Annotated in this window: 19 protein-coding genes and 2 tRNA genes; 9 read left to right on the top strand and 12 right to left on the bottom strand. The window is 70.6% G+C overall.

What is annotated here, in order from left to right; all coding sequences use genetic code 11:
* Positions 1–201 precede the first annotated feature (201 nt).
* Entirely contained in the window at positions 202–516 is a 315-nt protein-coding gene (locus Q5425_RS26415; RefSeq protein ID WP_308675000.1) for a hypothetical protein, read from the top strand.
* Between the two features lie 29 nt (positions 517–545).
* The gene (locus Q5425_RS26410; RefSeq protein ID WP_308674999.1) at positions 546–1,646 is read left to right on the top strand and encodes an integrase core domain-containing protein; all 1,101 of its coding nucleotides are present in this window, start codon (positions 546–548) and stop codon (positions 1,644–1,646) included.
* Between the two features lie 349 nt (positions 1,647–1,995).
* Here the strand turns inward: Q5425_RS26410 and Q5425_RS26405 are convergent.
* Positions 1,996–2,068 (bottom strand) — tRNA-Lys (locus Q5425_RS26405).
* Between the two features lie 164 nt (positions 2,069–2,232).
* Here Q5425_RS26405 and Q5425_RS26400 point away from each other — a divergent pair.
* A complete protein-coding gene (locus Q5425_RS26400) occupies positions 2,233–3,423 on the top strand; it encodes an Ig-like domain-containing protein (RefSeq protein WP_308674998.1) in 1,191 nt (396 codons plus the stop codon).
* Here Q5425_RS26400 and proP read toward each other — a convergent pair.
* The 3 genes from proP to orn all read right to left on the bottom strand — a co-directional run bounded on the left by proP (position 3,420) and on the right by orn (position 5,813).
* The gene (proP, locus tag Q5425_RS26395) at positions 3,420–4,847 is read right to left on the bottom strand and encodes a glycine betaine/L-proline transporter ProP (RefSeq protein WP_308674997.1); all 1,428 of its coding nucleotides are present in this window, start codon (positions 4,845–4,847) and stop codon (positions 3,420–3,422) included. The genes Q5425_RS26400 and proP overlap by 4 nt on opposite strands.
* A 204-nt stretch (positions 4,848–5,051) precedes the next feature.
* Positions 5,052–5,127 (bottom strand) — tRNA-His (locus Q5425_RS26390).
* A gap of 77 nt (positions 5,128–5,204) precedes the next feature.
* The gene (gene orn / locus Q5425_RS26385) at positions 5,205–5,813 is read right to left on the bottom strand and encodes an oligoribonuclease (RefSeq protein WP_308674996.1); all 609 of its coding nucleotides are present in this window, start codon (positions 5,811–5,813) and stop codon (positions 5,205–5,207) included.
* A gap of 111 nt (positions 5,814–5,924) precedes the next feature.
* Between orn and Q5425_RS26380 the strand changes: the two genes are divergently transcribed.
* The gene (locus Q5425_RS26380; protein WP_308674995.1) at positions 5,925–7,439 is read left to right on the top strand and encodes a helicase HerA-like domain-containing protein; all 1,515 of its coding nucleotides are present in this window, start codon (positions 5,925–5,927) and stop codon (positions 7,437–7,439) included.
* A 66-nt stretch (positions 7,440–7,505) separates the two neighbouring features.
* Positions 7,506–7,883, top strand: a complete 378-nt coding sequence (locus Q5425_RS26375) for a DUF3224 domain-containing protein (protein ID WP_308674994.1) — start codon at positions 7,506–7,508, stop codon at positions 7,881–7,883.
* A 114-nt stretch (positions 7,884–7,997) separates the two neighbouring features.
* On the opposite strand, the gene Q5425_RS26370 is transcribed toward Q5425_RS26375, so the two are convergent.
* The 3 genes from Q5425_RS26370 to Q5425_RS26360 all read right to left on the bottom strand — a co-directional run bounded on the left by Q5425_RS26370 (position 7,998) and on the right by Q5425_RS26360 (position 11,230).
* Positions 7,998–9,020 (bottom strand): trypsin-like peptidase domain-containing protein, encoded by a 1,023-nt coding sequence (locus Q5425_RS26370; RefSeq protein WP_308674993.1) that lies wholly within the window; start codon positions 9,018–9,020, stop codon positions 7,998–8,000.
* A 98-nt stretch (positions 9,021–9,118) separates the two neighbouring features.
* Positions 9,119–10,441 carry a M20 family metallopeptidase gene (locus Q5425_RS26365; RefSeq protein ID WP_308674992.1) on the bottom strand — a complete coding sequence of 441 codons (1,323 nt, stop codon included), beginning with the start codon at positions 10,439–10,441 and terminating at the stop codon, positions 9,119–9,121.
* 9 nt (positions 10,442–10,450) lie between these two features.
* Entirely contained in the window at positions 10,451–11,230 is a 780-nt protein-coding gene (locus Q5425_RS26360) for a methyltransferase domain-containing protein (protein ID WP_308674991.1), read from the bottom strand.
* A 148-nt stretch (positions 11,231–11,378) separates the two neighbouring features.
* Between Q5425_RS26360 and Q5425_RS26355 the strand changes: the two genes are divergently transcribed.
* From Q5425_RS26355 to Q5425_RS26345, 3 genes are all read left to right on the top strand, one after another.
* The gene (locus Q5425_RS26355) at positions 11,379–12,284 is read left to right on the top strand and encodes a DNA-3-methyladenine glycosylase 2 family protein (RefSeq protein WP_308674990.1); all 906 of its coding nucleotides are present in this window, start codon (positions 11,379–11,381) and stop codon (positions 12,282–12,284) included.
* Positions 12,285–12,536: 252 nt separating this feature from the next.
* A complete protein-coding gene (locus tag Q5425_RS26350) occupies positions 12,537–13,322 on the top strand; it encodes a M50 family metallopeptidase (protein ID WP_308674989.1) in 786 nt (261 codons plus the stop codon).
* Positions 13,323–13,822: 500 nt separating this feature from the next.
* Positions 13,823–15,055 carry an aldehyde dehydrogenase family protein gene (locus Q5425_RS26345; RefSeq protein WP_308674988.1) on the top strand — a complete coding sequence of 411 codons (1,233 nt, stop codon included), beginning with the start codon at positions 13,823–13,825 and terminating at the stop codon, positions 15,053–15,055.
* Between the two features lie 39 nt (positions 15,056–15,094).
* Here Q5425_RS26345 and Q5425_RS26340 read toward each other — a convergent pair whose 3' ends face one another.
* On the bottom strand, positions 15,095–15,337 hold the full coding sequence (locus Q5425_RS26340; protein WP_308674987.1) for a hypothetical protein: 243 nt from the start codon (positions 15,335–15,337) through the stop codon (positions 15,095–15,097).
* An 84-nt stretch (positions 15,338–15,421) separates the two neighbouring features.
* Between Q5425_RS26340 and Q5425_RS26335 the strand changes: the two genes are divergently transcribed.
* A complete protein-coding gene (locus Q5425_RS26335; RefSeq protein ID WP_308674986.1) occupies positions 15,422–16,513 on the top strand; it encodes a dihydrofolate reductase family protein in 1,092 nt (363 codons plus the stop codon).
* A gap of 4 nt (positions 16,514–16,517) precedes the next feature.
* On the opposite strand, the gene Q5425_RS26330 is transcribed toward Q5425_RS26335, so the two are convergent.
* The 4 genes from Q5425_RS26330 to Q5425_RS26315 form a co-directional block, all read right to left on the bottom strand.
* Positions 16,518–17,723 carry a chitinase gene (locus tag Q5425_RS26330; RefSeq protein ID WP_308674985.1) on the bottom strand — a complete coding sequence of 402 codons (1,206 nt, stop codon included), beginning with the start codon at positions 17,721–17,723 and terminating at the stop codon, positions 16,518–16,520.
* Positions 17,724–17,855: 132 nt separating this feature from the next.
* Positions 17,856–18,938 (bottom strand): ATP-binding protein, encoded by a 1,083-nt coding sequence (locus tag Q5425_RS26325; RefSeq protein ID WP_308674984.1) that lies wholly within the window; start codon positions 18,936–18,938, stop codon positions 17,856–17,858.
* 10 nt (positions 18,939–18,948) lie between these two features.
* Positions 18,949–19,605, bottom strand: coding sequence for a response regulator transcription factor (locus tag Q5425_RS26320; RefSeq protein ID WP_308674983.1), 657 nt, complete (start codon positions 19,603–19,605; stop codon positions 18,949–18,951).
* 35 nt (positions 19,606–19,640) lie between these two features.
* Positions 19,641–21,524, bottom strand: coding sequence for a glycosyltransferase family 39 protein (locus tag Q5425_RS26315; protein ID WP_308674982.1), 1,884 nt, complete (start codon positions 21,522–21,524; stop codon positions 19,641–19,643).
* Between the last annotated feature and the right edge of the window lie 7 nt (positions 21,525–21,531).

The following is a 21,531-nucleotide window of genomic DNA, read 5'->3' as shown; positions in this document are numbered from 1 at the left end:
TGACGCATCAGATGTTCGTACGTGACGGGACGGTCAACGGAGTTCTGATCAAGCCATGAGCAGCGATGACTTGGTGAAGTTCACAATCCCGACAGAGTTCGTCACCGCGCGGGTGGCTCGGGAACCGAGCGGTCGTCAAGGTGGCCTTGGCTGCTTACGAAGCTGGTAGGAACTTGCCTTCGGCGCAGGAGGAATCTGTCGGTGTCCTATTTCGACATCCGGGGCTATCAGCCTCGTTGGCTGAGCGGGTGCCAAGCCATCACCGTCGCCCATGGCCGGCGGCTGCGCGCGTTGGTTGGCCGTCGCCTGCGCCATGTTTGGTTGCTGTGGGACCTCGACGCCGACGAATGGTTCGCCGATGGCCCGGTCCTGCTGGACTTTGACGGTGAGCAGGCCGAGGTCAACCATTACGAGTTCGACGATCTGTCGATCACCTGGAACACGATCGACCCCGTCAGGCAACCCTGTACGTGCCGAGAAATGCATCCGTGCAGGTCAAGGGGCATCGGCGGGTGACCGCTCGCGGTCCGGCATGATCGCGTCTCGTGTTGGTTCGCTTCGTCTATCTCGCCGTTGTCCACGTGTTCGCTGTGTTGCGGCTACTGTCGATGACCGACCGCGAGAAGGACGTCGAGATCCTCGCCCTGCGCCACCAACTGACCATCTTGCAACGACAGCTCGGTGACCAGCGCCCGCGACTTCGTGCCGAGGACAGGATGTTCCTTGCAGCGTTGCTGGCGCCGCTGTCCCGCGGGGTGCTGCGCCGACTCCGGCTCATGGTCACCCCGGACACGGTGCTGCGGTGGCATCGCGACCTGGTGAAACACCGTCACGCCCGCGTGAGCGTGAACCGAGGGCCGGGGCGTCCGCGTACTCTCACCTCGATCCGTCGCCTCGTCCTCCGTCTGGCGGCCGAGAACCCCTCGTGGGGCTACCGACGCATCCACGGCGAACTCGCCCTGCTTGGTGTCAGGATCGCTCCCTCGACCGTGTGGGAGATTCTCAAGGCCGATGGTGTCGACACGGCGCCGCAACGGGCGACCGTCAGGTGGGCTGACTTCCTGCGCTCCCAGGCGGAGGCGATTCTGGCGATGGATTTCATCGAGACCGTCACCCTTACCGGGCAGCGGCAGTACATCCTCGCTGCGATCCACCACGCGGGCCGGCGGGTCCGCGTTCTCGGTACCACCGCGCACCCCACCCATGCCTGGGTGACGCAGGCTGTCCGCAACCTGTTGATGGACCTAGCGGATGCCGGAAACGTCGCGCGGATGAGGTTCTTCATCCGCGATCGCGATGCCAAGTACCCCGTGTTGATCGATGAGATCCTCCGCGACGCCAAGATCGCCACTGTGCTGACTGGCGTCCGGATGCCTCGGATGAATGCGATCATGGAACGTTGGGTGAAGACGCTGCGGGCCGAACTGCTGGACCGCACGTTGATCTGGAACGAGGCCCACCTCCGGCACGCGTTGCGCGAGTACGAGCGGCATTACAACCTGCATCGAACCCATCGATCGCTGGCCGCCGGAGCGCCCCTGCGAGCCCGGCCTCAGGCCCTTGAACCCGAGCGGATCGAACGCCTCGTGATCCGCCGGCAGGACCGCCTCGGCGGAGTCCTCCATGAGTACAGACATGTCGCTTGACGTGCATGGACGTAATTTTCGGCACCCACACGGTCACGCCAGCATCGTCCTGACGGCAGACACCTACACCAGCGTGCTCCCCTCGCTGGCCCAGGCCTGCGCAGAGGCAACCGCGAGCTTGGTTCGCCGCGCCGGCTACGACCGGGGGCGGAAGATCTGCAGGTCAGGTGCGAGGTCTGCCCGGCAAGGGCGACGTCGAGCGGTCGGACGCGGTCCGCGCTTCATTCACACTGGCGGAACCCTGGGCCGGCCCCACAGCGGCCCCAGCGCGGACCCACAGATCAACAAAGCCCACCGACAGCGACCCTGAAATTCAGGGAATCTGTTGGTGGGCTTTGCTTTCCGACTGTGCGCCATCAGGGACTCGAACCCCGAACCCGCTGGTTAAGAGCCAGCTGCTCTGCCAATTGAGCTAATGGCGCTGGTGTCTGCCGGGGTTTCCCTCGGCGACGTGGAAAAGATTAGCACCCCTCCCGAGGCCCGTTTCAGGGGGGTCCCCCAAGCGGCTTCGGGCATTGCCGCCCACGCGTCCCGGCTGGTCGGGCACACTGTAGTCGGACATCGACGGCTAAACGGGCGGGTGGGCATGCGGGGTAGGACGATGCGGCTGCTGGTGGCCGCCGGGGTGATCGGGCTCACGGTGGCCGGGTGCAGTAGTAACCCTTCGGGTGAATCTCCGCGGGAGACGGCTCCCGTGAGCAGTGCTCCGCCCAAGCCCGCCCCGAAGCCTGCCGTGCTCACCCTGACTCCCGCGAAGGACGCCAAGGACGTTGCGCCCGGGGAGCCGGTGAGCGTGACCGTTGCCGACGGGAAGGTCGGTGACGTGAAGCTGACCGGGACCGATGGCAAGGCCGTGGCCGGGAAGCCGCGGGCCGACGGCTCCGGGTGGGACTCCGCCGAGCCGCTCGGCTACAACAAGACCTACCGGCTGACCGCGACCGCCACCGGCACCGATGGCAAGCCCGTCACGTCGGAGTCGGCCTTCAGCACCGTCCGGCCCGCCCGGCAGCTCGGTGTCTCGGTGAACCTCGTCGAGGGTGAGACCGTCGGGGTCGGGCTGCCGCTGATCTTCACCTTCACCGGCAACGTCGCCGACAAGGCCGCGGCCGAGAAGGCGCTGAAGGTCACCGCGGAGCCGGCCACCGAGGGGGCCTTCCGCTGGTCCGGCGACAAGCAGGTGACCTGGCGGCCGAAGGAGTACTGGAAGAGCGGCACGAAGATCAAGGTCGACGCCGCCGTCTACGGCAAGCCGCTGGGCAACGGCAGCTACGGCCGCGAGGACAAGCGCGTCAGCGGCGCCGTCGGTGACAAGCTCGTCGCCGTCGCCGACGGGGGGACCCACCAGATGACGGTGACCATCAACGACAAGGAGGTCAAGACCATGCCGACCTCCATGGGCAAGCCCGGCCACAACACGCCGCAGGGCACCTACACCGTGATGAGCGAGCACACCGGCTACACGATGAACTCCGCCACCTACGGCGTGCCCGAAGACGCGCCCGGCGGCTACAGCACCTTCGTCCAGTTCGCCGTCCGCCTCTCCTACAGCGGCATCTTCTACCACTCCGCGCCGTGGTCGGTGCGGCAGCAAGGGCACAGCAACGTCAGCCACGGCTGCCTGAACCTGTCCACCGAGAACACGAAGTGGCTGATGGACACGTCCAAGAAGGGCGACGTCGTGACGGTGCAGAACAGCGGCGGCCCGAAGCTGGAGCCGACCGACGGCTGGAGCGTCTGGCAGCTGTCCTGGGACGAGTGGCGGACGGCGGCGAACTAGCCCGAGCCGCGGACCAGCTCCCGCGCCTCGGCCTCGGTCGACACCGCGGGACCCGAGCCCCACAGCGGTTTGTTCGCCGTCTCGCGGCTGAAGTACACCGCGACGGCGCCGATCGCGCCCGCCGCCATCAGGTACCAGGCCGGCCAGTAGTCGTGGCCGGTCGCGGAGATCAGCGACTGCATCACCAGCGGGGTCGTGCCGCCGAAGAGCGACACCGAGATGTTGAACGCGATGGACAGCGCGCCGTACCGGATCGCCGTCGGGAACAGCGCGGGCAGCGCCGCGGGCATCGACACCTCGAAGCAGAGCAGGAGCAGGCCGAGCCCCATCAGCCCGAGGAACGTCAGGACGAGGCCGCCGTCGTGGACGAGCAGCATCAGCGGCCAGGACAGCACGAGGAACCCGAGGCAGCCCGCCATCATCACGGGTTTGCGGCCGACGTGGTCGGTGATCCGGCCGCCGGCCATGATGATCAGCATCATCACGACCATGACGACGATGATCAGCAGCAGCCCGTGGGTGGCGTCGAGGTGCAGCTGCTCGGACAGGTAGGTCGGCATGTACGAAAGCAGCATGTAGTCGGTGACGTTGAACACGAGCACCAGGCCGATGCACACGAGCAGCGCGGGCCAGTACTCGGTGAACATCTTCCAGAACGGCTCCCCGGACTTCCCCCGCTTCTCGGCCTCCTCGGCGTGTTTCTGGAAGGCGGGAGTCTCCTCCAGCTTCAGCCGCATGTAGAGCCCGATGATGCCGAGCGGCCCGGCCACGAGGAACGGAACGCGCCAGCCCCAGTCGAGCAACGTCTCGTGCGGCACCCAGGCCTTCATCCCGGTCACCACCGACGCCCCGAGCACGTACCCGGACAGCGTCCCGAATTCGAGCCAGGAACCCATGAACCCCCGCCGCTTGTCCGGCGAGTACTCGGCGATGAAGGTGGTGGCGCCCCCGTACTCCCCGCCGGTGGAGAAGCCCTGCACCATCCGCGCGAGCACGAGCAGGATGGGCGACCAGACCCCGATGGTGGCGTAGGACGGAATCAACCCGATGCAGAGCGTCCCGACGGCCATCATGATCATGGTGACGGCGAGCACCTTCTGCCGCCCGATCCGATCCCCGAGCGGCCCGAAGACCAGCCCTCCGAGCGGCCGCATGAGGAAGGCGGCGGTGAAGGCCCCGAAGGTTCCGATCAGCCGAACCTCAGGAGACACACTGGCCGGGAAGAACACCTCGGCAATGGTGTCGGCGATATAGGCGTAGACGCCGAAGTCGAACCACTCCATGGCGTTGCCCAGCGCGGCGGCACCCACCGCGCGCTTGAGCATCGACCGGTCGACGACGGTGATGTCCTCGTATCGCAGCTTCTTCTTACGACCCCGGATCTTCGGTGCTGAACGTGCCACCAGAACACCGTGCACCGCCACTCGGCCGCTCGCACGTTGAGCCATCCGGTCGTGAGGGTTGCCACGGATGGCCCGATTCGCCCGTGAGCTCACATCGCCAGGCGGCGGTACGGATGGGGGTCCGGGGGCGAGCCCCCGGCGGGGGTGTGGGGGTTCGACCCCCACAAAAAGGCGAAACCCCAGGCTGAGGAAAGGTTGCGAAGCAACCGACCAGCCTGGGGCCATTGGGGTGAGCGACGGGTTTCGAACCCGCGACCTCCTGGACCACAACCAGGTGCTCTACCAGCTGAGCTACGCCCACCATCGTCGAGGGGATCCGCTTGCGATCACCTCGCTGGCAGTAATCGTAGCGGGTGCCCTCGACCGCTTTTCACCGGGTCACCTCAGGTGCTGTTCCTGCACTTCAGCGGCCGCGGCCTTGGCTTCTTCGCTGGTGGGGCCGGGCTGGGGGACGAAGGCGACGCGCCGGTAGTAGTCGAGTTCGCCGATGGATTCGCGGATGTCGGCGAGGGCGCGGTGGGCGAGGCCCTTCTCCGGCTTGGCGTAGTAGATGCGGGGGTACCAGCGGCGGACGAGTTCCTTGACGGAGGAGACGTCGACCATGCGGTAGTGCAGGTGGGCGTCGAGCGCGGGCATGTCGCGGGAGATGAAGCCGCGGTCGGTGCCGATGGAGTTGCCGGCGAGGGGGGCGGTGCCCGGTTCGGGGACGTGCTCGCGGATGTAGTCGAGAACGCGGCGTTCGGCTTCTTCGAGGGTCACCGCGGAGGCGCGGACCTCTTCGGTGAGGCCGGAGTGGGCGTGCATCTCGCGGACGATTTCGGGCATCCCGCCGAGTTTTTCCTCGTCGGCGTGGATGACGATGTCGATGCCTTCGCCGAGCACGTTCAGTTCTGCGTCGGTCACGAGGGCGGCGATTTCGATCAACGCGTCCTTGCCGAGGTCGAGCCCCGTCATTTCGCAGTCGATCCAGACTAGGCGGTCGGTCACCTGGTGACCCTAACCCGACAAGGGGATGAGAGAGGCGTTACCTGCGCGTACGGCGCGTTACGCTCGCCAAGCCGGGTTCGGTGTGGTGCAGGACACAGATCGGGGAGCGCAGTGGCCGAGCAGGAGTCGCCGGCGAGGGAGATCGCCGCTGGTTATGCGAGTGAGGGTGCCGCACTGGAGCTGGGTGCGGTGGTGGTCGACGGGCAGGTGGACGCGGCGGCGGCCGTGCGCCTGCCGTTGGCGACGCTGAACCGGCACGGGCTGGTCGCGGGCGCGACCGGAACGGGCAAGACGAAGACGTTGCAGCTGATCTCGGAGCAGTTGTCGGCGGCCGGGGTGCCGGTGGTGCTCGCGGACGCGAAGGGTGATCTGTCCGGTTTGGCCGCGGCCGGCGAAGCGAACGACAAGGTCGCGAAGCGGTCGCAGGAGCTCGGTGACGACTGGGCGGGCACGGCGTTCCCGGTGCAGTTCCTGTCGCTGGGCACCGGCGGGAAGGGGGCGCCGATCCGGGCGACGATCACCAGCTTCGGCCCGGTGCTGCTGGCGAAGGTGCTGGGACTGAACGAGACGCAGGAGTCGACGCTCGGGCTGATCTTCCACTGGGCGGACCAGCGCGGCCTGGCGTTGCTGGACACGAAGGACCTCCGGTCGGTGATCACGCACCTGACCGGCGACGAAGGCAAGGAAGATCTCAAGGGCATCGGCGGGGTCTCGGCCGCGACGGCCGGGGTGATCCTGCGCGCGCTGTCCAATCTGGAGGCCCAAGGCGGCGAAGCCTTCTTCGGCGAGCCCGAGCTGGACGTGCACGACCTCATGCGGCAGGCCGGCGGCCAGGGCGTCGTCACCCTGCTCGAGCTGGACAACCTCCAGGCGAAGCCGGCGTTGTTCTCGACGTTCCTGATGTGGCTGCTGGCCGAGCTGTTCGAGGAACTGCCCGAGGAAGGTGACCTCGACCAGCCGAAGCTCGTGTTCTTCTTCGACGAGGCGCACCTGTTGTTCGCCGACGCGTCGAAGGCGTTCCTCGAGCGCATCGAACAGACCGTGAAGCTGATCCGGTCGAAGGGCGTCGGCGTGTTCTTCTGCACGCAGCTGCCCACGGACGTCCCGAACGCCGTGCTCTCGCAGCTCGGCGCGCGGATCCAGCACGCGCTGCGGGCCTTCACCCCGGACGACCAGGAGGCGCTGGCCAAGACGGTGAAGACCTACCCGAAGACGAAGTTCTACGAGCTCGACACGGCGTTGACGTCGCTGGGCATCGGCGAGGCCGTCGTCACGGTGCTGTCGGAACGGGGTGCGCCGACGCCGGTGGCGTGGACGCGGCTGCGGGCGCCGCGCTCGAAGATGGGCTCGATCGGCGACGAGGCGGTTGCCGCTTCGGTCGCTTCGTCGGACTTGCACACGAAGTACGGCGAGCCGATCGACCGGGAGTCGGCCTACGAGAAGCTGGCCGCGAAGGTCGCCGCCGGTCCTGCGCCCGAGGCGCCGGCTCCGGCGTCCAAGAAGGACGAGCCGGGGTTCCTCGAGTCCGCCATGAAGAACCCGGCCGTGAAGTCGTTCATGCGGTCGGCGGCGAGCGCGCTGGGCCGGGAGATCACGCGCGGGCTGTTCGGCAACCGCAAGCGCTGACAAAACCTGACGCAAGCTGTCAGGTATCGCTGGCAGGCTGGACGCACCTTCGAAAGGAAATCAGCCATGACCAGCACTGCCACCGCGTCGTTCGTCCTCGACAAGTGGGAACCGCAGGCGACCGACGAGGCAGCCGGCAACGAGTTCGCCCGGGTGGCGATCGCCAAGACGTTCACCGGCGCGGTCGAGGGGACCAGCACCGTCGAGATGCTGACGGCGTCCAACGCCACTTCGCGCGCGTACGTGGCCTTCGAACGTCTCGAGGTTTCGGTCGACGGCCGTAAGGGCGGCTTCGTCCTGCACCACTCGGCCGACGACTCCGGCCTCACGCTGAAGATCCTCACCGGCTCCGGCTTCGGCGAGCTGGCCGGGATCTCCGGGACGGCGAGCATCGAGATCGACGAGGAGAAGAACCACCTCTTCACCCTTACCTACGCCCTCTGAGCAGCACGAAGGCCGTTTCGAGAGCCCCCGATCGACTCTCGAAACGGCCTTCGCGTGATCTCCCGCTCCCCGAAGCGGGGGGACGGACCGCCCCGACCACGGCCCGTCCGCGTCCTAGTTGTTCACGATCTGGTCGACGATCTTCTTGGCGTCGTTGATCGGGATGGCGAAGCCGATCCCGACGCTGCCTGCCGAACCGTTGGCCGAAGCCGAGGGGCTGTAGAGCGCCGAGTTGATGCCGATCACGTTGCCCTGGGCGTCGACCAGCGCGCCGCCGGAGTTGCCCTGGTTGATCGCGGCGTCGGTCTGGATCGCGGTGTAGCTGGGCGAGTCGCTGCTCTGGTTCGACGTGCGGCTGAACGGCGAGCGCTGTTGCTGCTCGCCCTGCCCGATGTCGGACAGGTTCCGGTTCAGCGCGCTGACGATGCCGGTCGTGACGGTGTTCTGCAGGCCACCCGGCGAGCCGATGGCGACCACTTCCTGGCCGACGACGAGCTTGCTCGAGTCGCCCAGCGACGCAGCCGCCAAGCCGGCGGCGTTCTGGGCCTGGACCACCGCGATGTCCGCCTTGGTGTCCGCGCCGACCACGCTGGCCTGGTACTTCTTGCCGTCGGACGTGGTGATGACGACGTTCTGGGCGCCGTCGACGACGTGGGCGTTGGTCAGGATCCGGCCGTCCGAAGTGAGGATGACGCCGGAGCCGATGGCCTCGCCCTGATCGGTCGTGACGTTGATCTGGACCACGCTCGGCGTCACCTTCGCCGCTACGGCGCTGACGTCGCCGGACGTCGAATTCGAGACCGTCTGCCCGTTCGCGGCCGGCGTGCTGAGCGACGTCGTCGCGCCGTCCGCCGAGTTCGTCGTCAGCCCGACGATCGCCGCGCCGCCGACGCCGCCGACCAACGCGGCGCCGAGCGCGGTCGCGCTGACGATCATCGCGACGCGGCCGCCCTTGCGCGGCTTGGTCTTCAGCGCCGTGGGGGCCTGCGGATCCGGCGGCTGCGGGGTGAAGAGCGGATTCGGCGCGGCCTGCTGCTGGTAGGCGTACTGCGCGTACGGCCCGTACTGCTGGGTGTGCTGGTGCGGCTGGTGCCCACCGGGTGAGGCGGGGCCGGGCCGACTCTCGTTCTCGGTCATGGCACAAGGTTCGCGCCCGTGCTTGTGAGCAGCCTGTGGAAATACCTCAGGCTTTGCTGAGAAGAATCAGCTGAGAAAACTCAGCCGCTCCTCAGGCGTCAGGCGAAGAACGACGGGACGTCCAGCGCTCCTCCCGCCGCTTCGAACTCGTTGTGCACTGCCTTCCGCAGTTCGGCGTCGCCCAGGTAGTCGGCGGCGGTCAGGGCCAGGCCGAGCGCGCCGTCACGGACTCCCGCGTCACCCGTCGCCGATCCCGCTGCGGCCGCGAACTCCTTGGTGTGCAACGCAACCGTCGGGCCTGAGATCGCCAGCATCGGGTGCAGGGCGGGCACGCGATAGGAGATGTTGCCGAGGTCGGTGGAGCCGGTGAGCGACTCCGGCACGATCCCCGGCGGGAGCGGTTTGCGGCCGGTGAGCACCTGGTTGACCGACCAGCGTGCGGCGAGCGCGGTGTTGAACCGGATCGGCAGGTAGGCCGCCTGGGCGTCCCAGATCAGCTCGACGCCGCAGCCGGTCATCGCCGCGGCGCCTTCGGCGATCGACGTCATGCGGGCGGCGAGGTCGCGCAGGGTGTCGGGGCTCTGGGACCGGAGGTAGAACAGCAGCGCGGCGCGGGCCGGGATGACGTTGGGCCGGGCCCCGCCGTCGGTGAACACGCCGTGGACACGATCGCTCTGCGGGAGCTGCTGGCGCAGCGCCGAGACGCCTTGGTACGCGGCAACGGCGGCGTCGAGCGCGTTGCGGCCCATGAACGGCTGGGCGCTCGCGTGGGCACCGACGCCGTGGAAGACCATCTCCAGCTGGCGGCGCCCGAGGAACGGGTGCAGCGCGACGTCGTGGCTGAACGGGTGCAGCATGATCACCGCGTCGACGTCGTCGAACACACCGGCGCGCGCGAGGATCTCCTTGCCGCCTCCGCCTTCCTCGGCGGGCGTGCCGATGAGGCTGACGCGACCGCCCAGGCGTTCGGCGACGGCCGCGGCGCCGAGGAAGCCGCCCGCGGCGGTGGTGCAGATGACGTTGTGGCCGCACGCGTGACCGAGCCCGGGCAGCGCGTCGTACTCGGCGAGGACGGCGATGTGCGGGCCCTCCTGCTGCGGGGTGCTGACGCGCAGCGCGGTGTCGAGCCCGCCGACGCCGACGGTGGCTTCGTGGCCGTGGCGTGCCAAGAGGTCGGCGAGGGCGCGCACCGACCGATGTTCGGCGAACCCCTCTTCGGGGTGCGCGTGCAGATCTTGGCTCAACGCCACCAGATCGGGTGAGGCGCGCTCGACCACGGCGGTCACTTCGGCCCGCGTCGCCTCGTCCGCGCCGGTGTGCGGCGAAGCCGGCGGTTCCGCAGCCGCGACGGCGTCGGCGGTGGCCTCGACCAGGGAACGCAGGTAGCTGTCGTCGGGCGGGACGGGTTCGGCGTGGGTCATGGGGCGATGCTAACCGCCACCCCCGACAATCCGCGGCGCTCGGCCGAGCCGGCCCGCCACGATCTGCGTGACACCGGCGTACCGCTCGGTGATTCCGGTGAAGCCGCGGGCACGCAGGCTCGCCGCGATTTCGCCGCGGTCGAACATCTTCTGCCCACTCACGATGCCGCCGGCCGACTCGATCAGGCGCGCGGGCTGCCAGGCCCGGCGGGCACTCGTCAACAGCACGATCCGGCCGCCCGGCTTCAGTACGCGCGCGAAGGAGTCCAGCGCGGTCTCCGGCTCGGCGAACATGTGAAGCGCGGCGAAGCAGCAGACGCCGTCCATTGTGGACTCGTTGAAGGGGAGGTGCACCGCGTCCGCGCGCAAGTAGACGACGGTGTCCGGGCCGCCCTCGGCGACGGCTTTCGCGAGCATGGTGCGGGCGCCGTCGAGCCCGACGGCGAGCCCGTCCGGGCCGACGGCCGCGCCGAACGCGCGGGTGAACCGGCCGGTTCCGCAGGCCACGTCGAGCACCGTGTGCCCCGGTTGCAGGTCGAGGAGCTGCGTGGCGAGCCGGATCTCGCCCGCCATGCCCGGCCCGAGCGGGCCCTTGAGCGCGCGGCCGAGAGCTGGGCGCCAATACCGCTCGTAGACCCGGGGGAGCACGGTCGTGCGCATGAGGCGCTGCGTGAGCCCGGTCGGCGGGCCGGCCTGGTCCGCGGCGCCGAGCAGGTCGAGGTAACCGTCTTCGATCTCGGCCGGCGTCCCGAGCAGGGGCTTGAGGCGGTCGAAAGCGCTGGTCGGCACGGGTCCTCCCGGATTGCGGATACCGGCAGTATGCCCAGGTTTCCGCCACTCGATCGAGTGAACAAATCCGGGCTCAGGCGTTCGACGCCCGGAATTGTCGGTGCCCCTTCCTAACGTCGCAGGCGAGATCCCGATCCGAGGAGGAACGATGACGACGATTTCCCGGCCCTGTGGCGAGATCGCGGTCCGCGGCGCGTTCGACCTGGCCGCGGCGGCCCGCTTCCTGACCGGCTTCGCGCCTGCCGGACAGCCGGAAGCGGAACCCGGTGCGCTCCGGGTGGCCTTCGCGCTCGAGCGGGAATGGACACCGGTGGGTGCGGTGCTGCGGCAGAGATCGCCCGGCGAGGTCGCGGTCGAGGTCCACGGCCCGGCCGAGCACACCGAAGCGGTGGTGGCGCAGGCGAGGAGGATGTGTTCGCTGGACGTCGACGGCACGGCGTTCGCGGCGGCCGGTGTCCGGGATCCGCTGGTCGCGCTGCTGCAGGGACTGCATCCGGGGCTGCGCCCGGTCCTGTTCGCGTCGCCGTACGAGGCGGCGTGCTGGGCGGTGCTCAGCCACCGGATCTGGATGACGCAGGCGGTCCGGCTGCGCCGCCGCCTGACCGAGCGCCACGGCGTCGAGGTCGACGTCGGCGGGAGCATGCTGAGGTCGTTCCCGGCGCCCGCCGTCCTGGCGGAACTGGAGTACTTGCCGGGGCTGGCGGGACCGAAGATGCAGCGGTTGCGCGGCATCGCCGAAGCGGCGTCCGAGGGAATGCTGGACGCGGCCACCTTGCGGGCGATGCCGGCGGAGGAGGCGCTGAAACAGCTGCAGCTGCTGCCCGGCATCGGCCGGTTCAGCGCGGAGCTGATCCTGATCCGCGGCGCCGGCCACCCGGACGTCTTCCCCCGCAGCGAAACCCGTCTCCACGAGATCATGCGCGAGGCGTACCACGTCCCGGACGCGGGAGTCGCGGAGCTGGCGGAGATCGCGGAGGCCTGGGCGCCGTTCCGGAGCTGGGTGTCGTTCCTGTTCCGGGTCGAGGGCGAGGCCCGGATGAGGGAGTCGCGATGACCTGACCCCGCGGCGGCCGGCTCGCCCCGGTGCCGGCGGTGGTGTGCGCGGCTCACCGAGCCCGGATCCGGCTTGGTGGGGCTGTGCGGTGGACGTTCGGCGACCCATCGGCCGCCGCGTCCGGTCAACCCCGGCAGACGTGCTGATCACCCCGACCGAAAGGAGACCGCAACGACCCAATACCGGAAGCCGCGATGTGGCGATCGGTGGGGACTCACCGTAGCCAGATGTCGCCTGTGGTGAGGTGTCCGGGTGAGCTCGCCCGTTCATCTTGCGCTCGGCGGCCCGGCCGGTGACGCCCTGTCGGCTTTCCGCACGGCTGCCGCCACCGACACCCCGCCGGCCGGTTCGCTGCTGGAACAGGCCCAGGCCCCGGCGGTGATCACCCTGGTCGCCGGCGGCGTGGCGCTGCTGGTCGTGCTGGCCGGCGGGACGCCGTGGCGGCGGGCGCGCAACGTCGTCACGATGGTGCACGAGGCCGGCCACGCGCTGGCCGCGGTGCTCGTCGGACGGCGCCTGCAGGGCATCAAGCTGCACTCGGACACCTCGGGCGTCACCGTTTCGCGCGGCAAGCCCGAGGGGCCGGGCATGGCGTTCACCGCGATGGCCGGGTACCTGGCGCCGTCGGTGCTGGGGCTGCTGTTCGCGAGCTTGCTGGGCGCCGACCTGGTCGGCACGGTGCTCGTCCTGATCGCGCTGCTGCTGCTCGGCGTGCTGGTGATGGTCCGCAACGCCTACGGGGTGTTCACGGTGGTCGCCAGCGCGGCGGTCCTCGCGCTGGTCGCGTTCGTCGCGCCGGTGGAGGTCCAGGCCCCGTTCAGCTACCTGGTGACGTGGTTCCTCCTGGTCGGCGGCGTCCGCCCGGTGGCCGAGCTGCAGATCAAGCGACGCCGCGGCCAGGCCCGCGACTCCGACGCGGACCAGCTGGGCCGCCTCACGGCGGTCCCGCCGGTGCTGTGGGTCCTGGTCTTCGCGGTGGCGACGATCAGCTGCCTCTTCGCCGGCGCGCTGTGGCTGCTGGAGCCCGTCGCCGCGTAGCCGGCCGCGGGCGGCTGGCCGGCGGCGTGGCTGCTCAGCGGTGGCGTGGGTCGGTGGCCGGTGGCGTGGGGCTGGCCGGTGGCGTGGCTGCTCAGCGGTGGCGTGGGCGCCGGTGGCGTGGGCGCCGGTGGCGTGGGCTGGCGGGCTCGGGCTGCTGCCCGGTGGCGTACGCGCCCTCGCTGCTCGCGGATCGGCGGTGCGGCGTGGTCGCCGCTGCGGGGTGCGGCGTTGTTCGGCGGGGTGGGCCGCCGGCGCGCGTCGCTCGCGGTCGCCGGTCGCGGGGATGGCATCGGTAGACGGGCACTGTCGGTGCTCGCGGTGGCCGGCGGCCGTTCGCGACCGCGACTCGCTGCTTGCGGTGGCCGGCGGCCGTCGCCGGGTGCCCCGCGCTGCTCGCGGTCGGCGGCATCCTCGGTCCGCCGTGGTGGAGCCCGTCGCCGCCCTTGGCGAAGCATGCGGCAAACTGGTCCCTCGCTGGTCCGCGCGGAGGGAGACGAACGATGGACGAGGTCGCCAAGGCCGTCGAAGAGTGCGCACGGGCGGCGAAGCTGGCCGCGCCGTCGCTGGCTGCCGCGCGCGCCGAGGCCGTTGATGCCGCGCTGACCGGGATGGCCGAGCGGCTGCTCGCTCACCGTGACGAGATCCTCGAGGCGAACCAGGCCGACGTCGAGCGCGCGAAGGCCGACGGGATGAGCGCCGGCCTGCTCGACCGGCTCACCATCACCCCCGAGCGGCTCACCGGCATGGCCGAACAGCTGCGGCTGCTCGCCGGCGCTCCGCACCAGGAGCGCTCGGTCGAGGTGTCCACCCTGGACGGCGGGCTGCGGCTCGTCGAACGGCGGCGTCCGGTGGGTGTCATCGGTGCGAACTACGAGGCTCGGCCGAACGTGACCGTCGACGTGGCGTCGCAGCTGGTCAAGTCGCGCAACGCCGGGGTGCTGCGCACCGGGTCGGCCGCGCTCGGCTCGGCGCAGCGGCTGCGCGAGGTCGTCATCGCTCCGGCGCTGGCCGAGGCCGGCATCGACGCGGACTGCGTCCAGCTCGTGCCGCGGGTGGAGCGCGAGGCCGCGTCCGCGCTGGTGCGGCTGCCCGGCCTCGTGCCGCTGGTGATCCTGCGCGGCAGCGGGGACAGCACCCGCGCCCTCGCCACCGAGGCCGCGGTCCACGGCGTGCGCACGCTCGCCCACGCCGATGGCGGCGGTGTCCTGTACGTCGACCGCGGAGCGGACGTCACCAAGACGCGGGACCTCGTCCACGCCAGCCTCGACCGGCTGGGCGTCTGCAACCGGCTGAACCTGCTCCTCATCCACGAGGACATCCACGACGACGCCTGGCCCGCGATCTCCGACGCGCTCGCCGAGCGCGGGGTCACGCCTTCGCTGGCCCCGCACGAGCACCCCATCGGCTACGAGTGGGCGCTCGACTCCGACCGCGAAGCGACCGTCACGGTCGCCAAGGTCGGCTCGCTCACCGACGCCGTCGAAATCGCCAACGAGCGGACCTCCGGCCTGGCCGCGGGCATCGCCACCGAGGACGAGTCGGCCGCCGACGCCTTCTTCGACGGCTACACCGGCACGGGCGTCTTCTGGAACGCCCCGACCCGCCTCCTCGACGGCTTCAAGCTGCTCGCGGTCCCGGAAACCGGCATCAACCTCGACAAGGTCCCCGGCCCCCGCGGGCCGGTGACCTACACGGACCTCTACGTCCGCCAGTACGCGGTCCTGCCCGCCTGACCCGGGACCGCGCCCGCCGAGGCGTGACGCGGGGCCGGCTCAGCGCGTGGGCGGGACGTCGGCGAGCTTGCGGAGCTCCTTGACGGTGTCCGCGGCGTTGGTGACCAGTTCGGTCCGCTCGCCGGGGTCGCCGGAGTGGCGGTAGATCGCGGTCGGTCCGTCGCTGATGGCGATCGCCGCGACCAGGCGGCCTTCGGGGTCGCGGGTGAGCCCGGTCGTCACCGACACCGCACGGCCGACCGTGGTCAGCGTCCGCTCCTGGTACCAGCCTCGCGTTGTCATGTGCAAAAGCTCCGGGGATGAGCGCGACAGGGATACGTCGTAGGACGCGGGGAGCACCCCGGGCGTTACGGCATACTGGTCCGGGTGATCTCCCGGCCGCACGTCCTGCTGTCCGCCGCGCAGTCGCTCGACGGCTACCTCGACGACACCTCGCCCGAGCGGCTCGTGCTGTCCACAGAGGACGACTTCGCGGTCGTCGACCGGTTGCGGGCCGAGGCCGACGCCATCTTCGTCGGGGCCGGGACCGTGCGGGCCGACAACCCGCGGCTGCTCGTCCGCTCCCCGCAGCTGCGGCGGCAACGGCTGGAGCGGGGGAAGCCCGAACAACCCGTCAAGGTCACCGTGACCACCCGCGGCCTCGACCCGGACGCGCAGTTCTTCACCGTCGGGGACACCGAAAAGATCGTCTACGCGCCGCCCGGTGCCGCGGACGCGCTGAAGCGCGTCGCCACCGTCGTCGACGCCGGGGACCCGCCGGACTTCGGCCGCGTCCTCGACGACCTCGGCGCGCGCGGCATCAAAAACCTGCTGGTCGAAGGCGGCGGGGGGATCCACACGCGGTTCCTCACCGAAGGCCTCGCCGACGAGCTGCGGCTCGCGATCGCACCGTTCTTCGTCGGGCAGCCGGCCGCGCCGCGGTTCGTCGGGCCCGGGCGCTACCCGCGGCCGCTGGTCCTCACCGGGGCGAACGAACTGCAGGGGATGGCCATCCTCGAGTACCGCGCCGCCGCCGAACCGACCGGCCGGGACGTCCAGCGGCTCAAGGAAGCCATCGCGCTCGCCGCCGAGTGCCCGCCCAGCCACACCTTCCGGGTCGGGGCCGTGATCACCGACGCCGACGGCGAAGTCGTCGCCACCGGGCATTCCGGCGAAGGGGACCCTGCCAACCACGCCGAAGAAGCCGCGCTCGCCAAGTGCGCCGGCGACCCGCGCCTGGCCGGCGCGACCATGTACAGCTCGCTGGAACCGTGCAGCCACCGCAGTTCCCACCCGCGTAGCTGCACCCAGCTCGTGCTCGACGCCGGGATCCCGCGCGTCGTGTTCGCCTGGCGCGAGCCGCCGGTCTTCGTCGACGCGCGGGGCACCGAGCTGCTGCGGCAGGCCGGGCGGCACGTCGTCGAGGTGCCCGCGCTGGCCCCGGAGGTCCAGCGCGAGAACACCCACCTCGACTTCTAGGCCACTAACAGGCGCCGTTGTCCTGCCAGACGCCCCATTCACCGGTGGTGCCGGGCTCTTCGCCCTGTGTCCACCACTTGGCCGTCCACCGGTGACTGTTGTGCGAGACGGCGTTGTCCTTGACGTAGACCTTCGTCCGGTCCCACTCCGCCGCGGTGCAGGAGCCGCCGCCCGGTGTGGTCGGCGTCGTCGTCACCGGTGGGGTCGTCTGCGGCGGTGTCGCGCCGGCGAAGCGGACGCTGAACTTCGTGAAGTCCCAGTCGTTCTGCGGCACGTTGCTGCACACGCCGTTGTCCGTCGTGCCGACGCAGGCGCGGTCCCGGTTGACCGACCAGAACGTGAAGCGGCCGAGGCCGTGGCTGGTCGCGTAGTCGTACACCGTCTGGAAGTCCGAGGTGTAGAACATCTCCGCCGCGTCCGATTTGCCGTTCATGCCGGAGAAACCCTCGTGCGCGTACGCCGTCGCGCTGTCCCAGCCCAGGTGCGACATCAGCAGGCCGTGCAGCGCCTCCAGCGCCGACACCTGCGACGAACCGCCGTTGAAGCCGCCGTCGAACGGCATGATCGAGAAGTTGTTCGGCGTGAAGCCGATCGACTTCGCCTGGTCGATCAGCTGCGTGCCGAACCAGCCGGTGCCGGCCGCGGTGCCCGGCATGGTCACCGAGACGAACAGGCCCGGGTTGTTGGCCTGCAACGTCTTCGCGGCGCCGAGCTCGTTCGCGATCGCGGCGGTGTTCTCGTACTCGGGCTCTTCGAGGTCGAAGTCGATCGCCTTGAGCGAGTACTTCGTGATGACCTGCTGGTACGCGGCGGCCGTCGCGGCCACGGTGCCGCAGGTCTGGCCGAGCTTCGTGCCGCCGTAGCCGCCGACGGACACCGAGACGTCGCCGCCCGCGCCGCGGATCCGCGAGATCACGCCCGCGACCGCGGTGTCGGAGGAGACCGCCGACGTGCCGTCCCAGGTCGGGGTGCAGCCACCGCCGTTCGGCGCGAGGATGAACGCCAGCTGGAACGCCTTGAGCCCGGTCGCGTTCATCACGGTCACGGGATCGGGCGGGTTGTTGCTCTGGGGCATCAGGTACGGCGCCGCGGCGTACCAGTTGCTGCTCAACGCCGCGGTCGCCGACGGCGCGCCGAGCACGAGGCTGACGGCGGTGGCGGCAAAGGTGGCGGCGGCGAGCCCGGCGGCGGCCAGTCTGCTCCTGCGCATGAGCTGTCCTCCCGGTGGGGATCGAGGTGGACAGATCATTGGACTAGACCATTGGCAAAGTCAATACACAGCGCGGCCGGGCGGGCGAATAACACCGAAATATCCGATATTTGCCCGACGAAAGAGGGCAGGTCAAGCCGCGGGCAGCGTCACCACCACGACCAAGCCGCCCTCCGGTCGCGCCATCGCCGTGACCTCGCCGCCGTGGGCGTGCGCCACCGAGCGCACGATCGACAACCCCAGCCCCGCCCCGTCGGCGGCCACCCGCGCGCGGCGGTGGAACGGGTCGAACAGCGCCGGTACCTCCGCCGGCGGGATCACCGGTCCGCTGTTGGCGACGGAAAGCTCGGCACCGCCCGGCACGGTCCGGGTCGTCACCCGTACCCAGCCGTCCTCGACGTTGTGGCGGATGGCGTTCTCCACCAGGTTGTGCGCCAGCCGCTCCAGCATCAGCGCGTCACCCAGCGCCACCGCTTCGCCGAGGTCCTCCGACACACCCGGCGGGAGCACGTGCGCAGCGACGGCCGCCAGGTCCACCGGGCGCCGTTCGGTCAACGCGCTTTCCGACTTCGCCAGCAGCAGCAAGCCGGTGATCAGCTTCTCGTGCCGGGAGTTGATCTGCAGCAGCTTCGCACCGAGCTGCCGGACGTCGTCGGAGGCGGTGCGGCGGTGCATCGCCACCTCGACCAGCGAGCGGTTCAGCGTCAGCGGGGTGCGCAGTTCGTGCGACGCGTTCGCGACGAAGCGGCGCTGCGCGTCGAAGGACCGGTCGAGCCGCTCGACCATGACGTCGAAGGCGTCCGCGAGGCTCTTCACCTCGTCTTCCGGCCCGCGCAGCGCGATGCGTTCCTGCCCGCCCGGCTCGGCCGCCGCCGCGATCCGGCGCGCGGTGTCCGTCACCTGGCGCAACGGCGCCAGCGCGCGGCCCGCCACCAGCCAGCCGAGGCCGGCCGCCAGCACCGCCACGGCGCCGAGCGCGATCGCACCCTGCGTCAGCAAGGACGTCGCCGCCGCCTCGCGGACCTGCCGTGCCTGCCCGTCGAGCGATTCGAGCGACGGCAGCGCGGGCAGGCCGGGCGGCGCGATGCCGACGAGCATCGTCACCCGCCGCCCGACCTGCCGCGTGAAGAGCAGGTACGTCACGCCCAGCAGCACCCCGCCGGCCAGCAGGAACAGCCCGCTGTACAGCACGGTCAGCCGCAGCCGGAGGCTCACCGGAGCCGCCTCAGGCAAACCGGTAGCCGACCCCGGTGACCGTTTCCACCAGCGGCGGGTCGCCGAGCTTGCGGCGCAGCTTGAGGATGGTCAGCCGGACCGCGCCGGTGAACGGGTCCGCGTGCTCGTCCCACGCCTTCTCCAGCAGGTGTTCCGCGGAGACGGCCGCGCCGTCGGCCCGCAGCAGCTCGGCCAGCACGGCGAACTCCTTTTTGGACAGTGACAGGTACCGCCCGTCGCGGAACACCTCGTGCCGCGCCGGATCCAGCGTGACGCCGGAGCGGTGCAGCACCGGCGGCGCGGCCGGACGGCAGCGCCGCCCCAGCGACTGGATGCGCGCGGCCAGCTCGGGGAAGGCGAACGGCTTGGTCAGGTAGTCGTCGGCGCCGAGGGACAGCCCGGCCACGCGGTCGGTGATTTCCGCGGCCGCCGTGAGCATCAGCACCCGCGTCGCCGCGCCGGACGCCACCAGCGCGCGGCAGACGTCGTCGCCCGGCACGACCGGCAGGTCCCGGTCGAGCACAACGACGTCGTAGTCGTGCACGGCGATCCGTTCCAGCGCCGCGCCGCCGTCGTGGGCCAGGTCGACGGCGTGGGCCTCGTCGCGCAGCCACTCCGCGATCGCATCCGCGAGCATCGGCTCGTCCTCCACCACCAGGACCCGCATGCCGCCATGATCGCCGCGGCGGTGTTTCCTCCCCGTTAGCGGCATCGGTAGAGCGTGTCCGCGCCGCCGATCCGCACCGGGCCGCCGTCCCGCGCGGCGCCGGACCGGCCGCCGTACGCGCTGGGGTCGACGGTCGTGCAGTGCTGTTCGATCCAGCGCCGCCGCTGGTCTTGGACGGCGCCGCGCGCGGGCAGGCCCGGGGTGGTGCCCGCGCTGCCGAGCACGAACCGCAGCTTGCCCTCGGCGAGCCAGCGGTCGAGCCGGCCGACCGACGGCGCGTCGTCGCGGCCGCCGAAGCCGCCCATGCCGATCACGGTCGCGTCCGAGTCGATGAGGAACGGCGCGACGGAGCTCGCTTCGGCGTTCACGGCCAGCGTGATTTCGGTGCCGTGCTCGCGGGCGTAATCGAGGATGCGCCGCTGTTCGCCGGACAGCCGGGCGGTGCCGTCACCGCCCCCGGCGATCATCAGCCGCGGTTGCGGTCCGCCGGCGGACGCCCTCGGCGCGGGCCCGCCCGGACCGGGGCTGAGCGGACCGGGGCCACCCGGCGCGGGCCCGGCGGCGGGCAGCGTCCCCGCGGAGGTGCTCTGCGCGGCGGCGTACGACCAGACCGCCGGCGTGAGCAGCAGCGGCACCAGCCCCGCCGCGAGGGCGAGCCGGCTCCGGCTGACCAGCAGCCCCGCGATGGCGGCGACGGCTGTGCCGAGCACCGCCCACCGCGTCCAGCCGTGGAACGCCGTGTCGCGCGAAACCAGCACGAACGCCCAGGCCGCGCTCAGCGCGATCGCCGCGGGGAGCACCGTCCGCCGGTGGTGCCGCCACAGCAGCGCCAGCCCCGCGGCGGCGATCGCGGCGACGGCCGGAGCCATCGCCGTCGTGTAGTACGGGTGCCAGATGCCGCCGGCGAAGCTGAAGACGACGGTGGTCACGAGCAGCCAGCCGCCCCAGAGCAGCCAGCCGGGCTGACGCCACCGGCGGCCGAGGACGATTAGCACGAGCAGGCAGAGCGGCAGCAGCCAGGAGATCTGCCCGCCCACGAGGTCGTTGAACATCCGGCCCGGCCCGGGGTCGCCGCCGAAGGACGACATCGTCTGCTGCCCGTTGCGCATGATCATCATGCCGCCGCTCTCGCCGTCGCCGGAGAGGCGGCCGAAGCCGTTGTAGCCGAAGACGAGGTCCCAGGCGCTGCCGTCCGCGCTGCCGCCCATGTACGGTTTCGCGCCGGGCCACCAGTCGTGCAAGGCGATCCACCAGAACGAGGAAACGACGAGCACGAGCCCGGCACCGAGCACGTCGAGCAGACGGCGGCCGAGCGGCCCGCTCGTCCCGGCGAAGTACGCGGCGACCAGGGCGGGCACGATGATCCACGCCTGCAGCATCTTGGTCAGGAACCCGCAGCCGACGAAGAAAGCGCACCACCACAGCCAGTTCCGCCGTCCCTCGACCGCGCGGGTGACGGCATACGCGGCGGCGACCAGGAAGAGGACGAGCAGGGTGTCGGGGTTGTTGTCGCGGTTGATGATCACGGTCACCGGCGTGAGCGCGAAGATCGCCGCGGCCAGCAGGGCGACGTTCTCGCCGGCCCACCGCCGGACCGTGCGGTGCAGGAGGAAAACCGCCGCGACGCCTTCGACGACCTGGGGCAGCAGCAGCGCCCAGCCGTGGTAGCCGAAGACCAGCACGGAGATCGCCTGCGGCCACAACGAGAGCGGCGGCTTGTCGACCGTCACGACGCCGTACGGGTCGAAGGAGCCGAAGAGGAAGTTCGTGAAGCTGCTCGTCATCGACTTGACGGCGGCGGAGTAGTAGGTGTTGCCGAGCTGGCCGTCGCCGATCTTCCAGGCGTAGAGGACGGCGGCGCCGAGGCAGACGAGCGGAAGCGCCCAGGAGCGGGTCTTCGGGAGAGCGGCGGTGATCATGACCGCC

Origin of the sequence: Amycolatopsis sp. A133 (genome assembly GCF_031082405.1) — a bacterium.
In the GTDB taxonomy this organism is placed as follows: Bacteria; Actinomycetota; Actinomycetes; order Mycobacteriales; family Pseudonocardiaceae; genus Amycolatopsis.
The sequence above is the reverse complement of the archived record's forward strand: the minus strand, read 5'-3'. Positions and strand labels throughout refer to the sequence as shown.

Bases quoted from the DNA above. Each gene is read 5' to 3' on its own strand.
- Q5425_RS26400 (WP_308674998.1), top strand. From the start codon at position 2,233: ATGCGGGGTAGGACGATGCGGCTGCTGGTGGCCGCCGGGGTGATCGGG.
- Q5425_RS26375 (WP_308674994.1), top strand. From the start codon at position 7,506: ATGACCAGCACTGCCACCGCGTCGTTCGTCCTCGACAAGTGGGAACCG.
- Q5425_RS26370 (WP_308674993.1), bottom strand. From the start codon at position 9,020: ATGACCGAGAACGAGAGTCGGCCCGGCCCCGCCTCACCCGGTGGGCAC.
- Q5425_RS26365 (WP_308674992.1), bottom strand. From the start codon at position 10,441: ATGACCCACGCCGAACCCGTCCCGCCCGACGACAGCTACCTGCGTTCC.
- Q5425_RS26355 (WP_308674990.1), top strand. From the start codon at position 11,379: ATGACGACGATTTCCCGGCCCTGTGGCGAGATCGCGGTCCGCGGCGCG.
- Q5425_RS26345 (WP_308674988.1), top strand. From the start codon at position 13,823: ATGGACGAGGTCGCCAAGGCCGTCGAAGAGTGCGCACGGGCGGCGAAG.
- Q5425_RS26340 (WP_308674987.1), bottom strand. From the start codon at position 15,337: ATGACAACGCGAGGCTGGTACCAGGAGCGGACGCTGACCACGGTCGGC.
- Q5425_RS26330 (WP_308674985.1), bottom strand. From the start codon at position 17,723: ATGCGCAGGAGCAGACTGGCCGCCGCCGGGCTCGCCGCCGCCACCTTT.
- Q5425_RS26320 (WP_308674983.1), bottom strand. From the start codon at position 19,605: ATGCGGGTCCTGGTGGTGGAGGACGAGCCGATGCTCGCGGATGCGATC.
- Q5425_RS26315 (WP_308674982.1), bottom strand. From the start codon at position 21,524: ATGATCACCGCCGCTCTCCCGAAGACCCGCTCCTGGGCGCTTCCGCTC.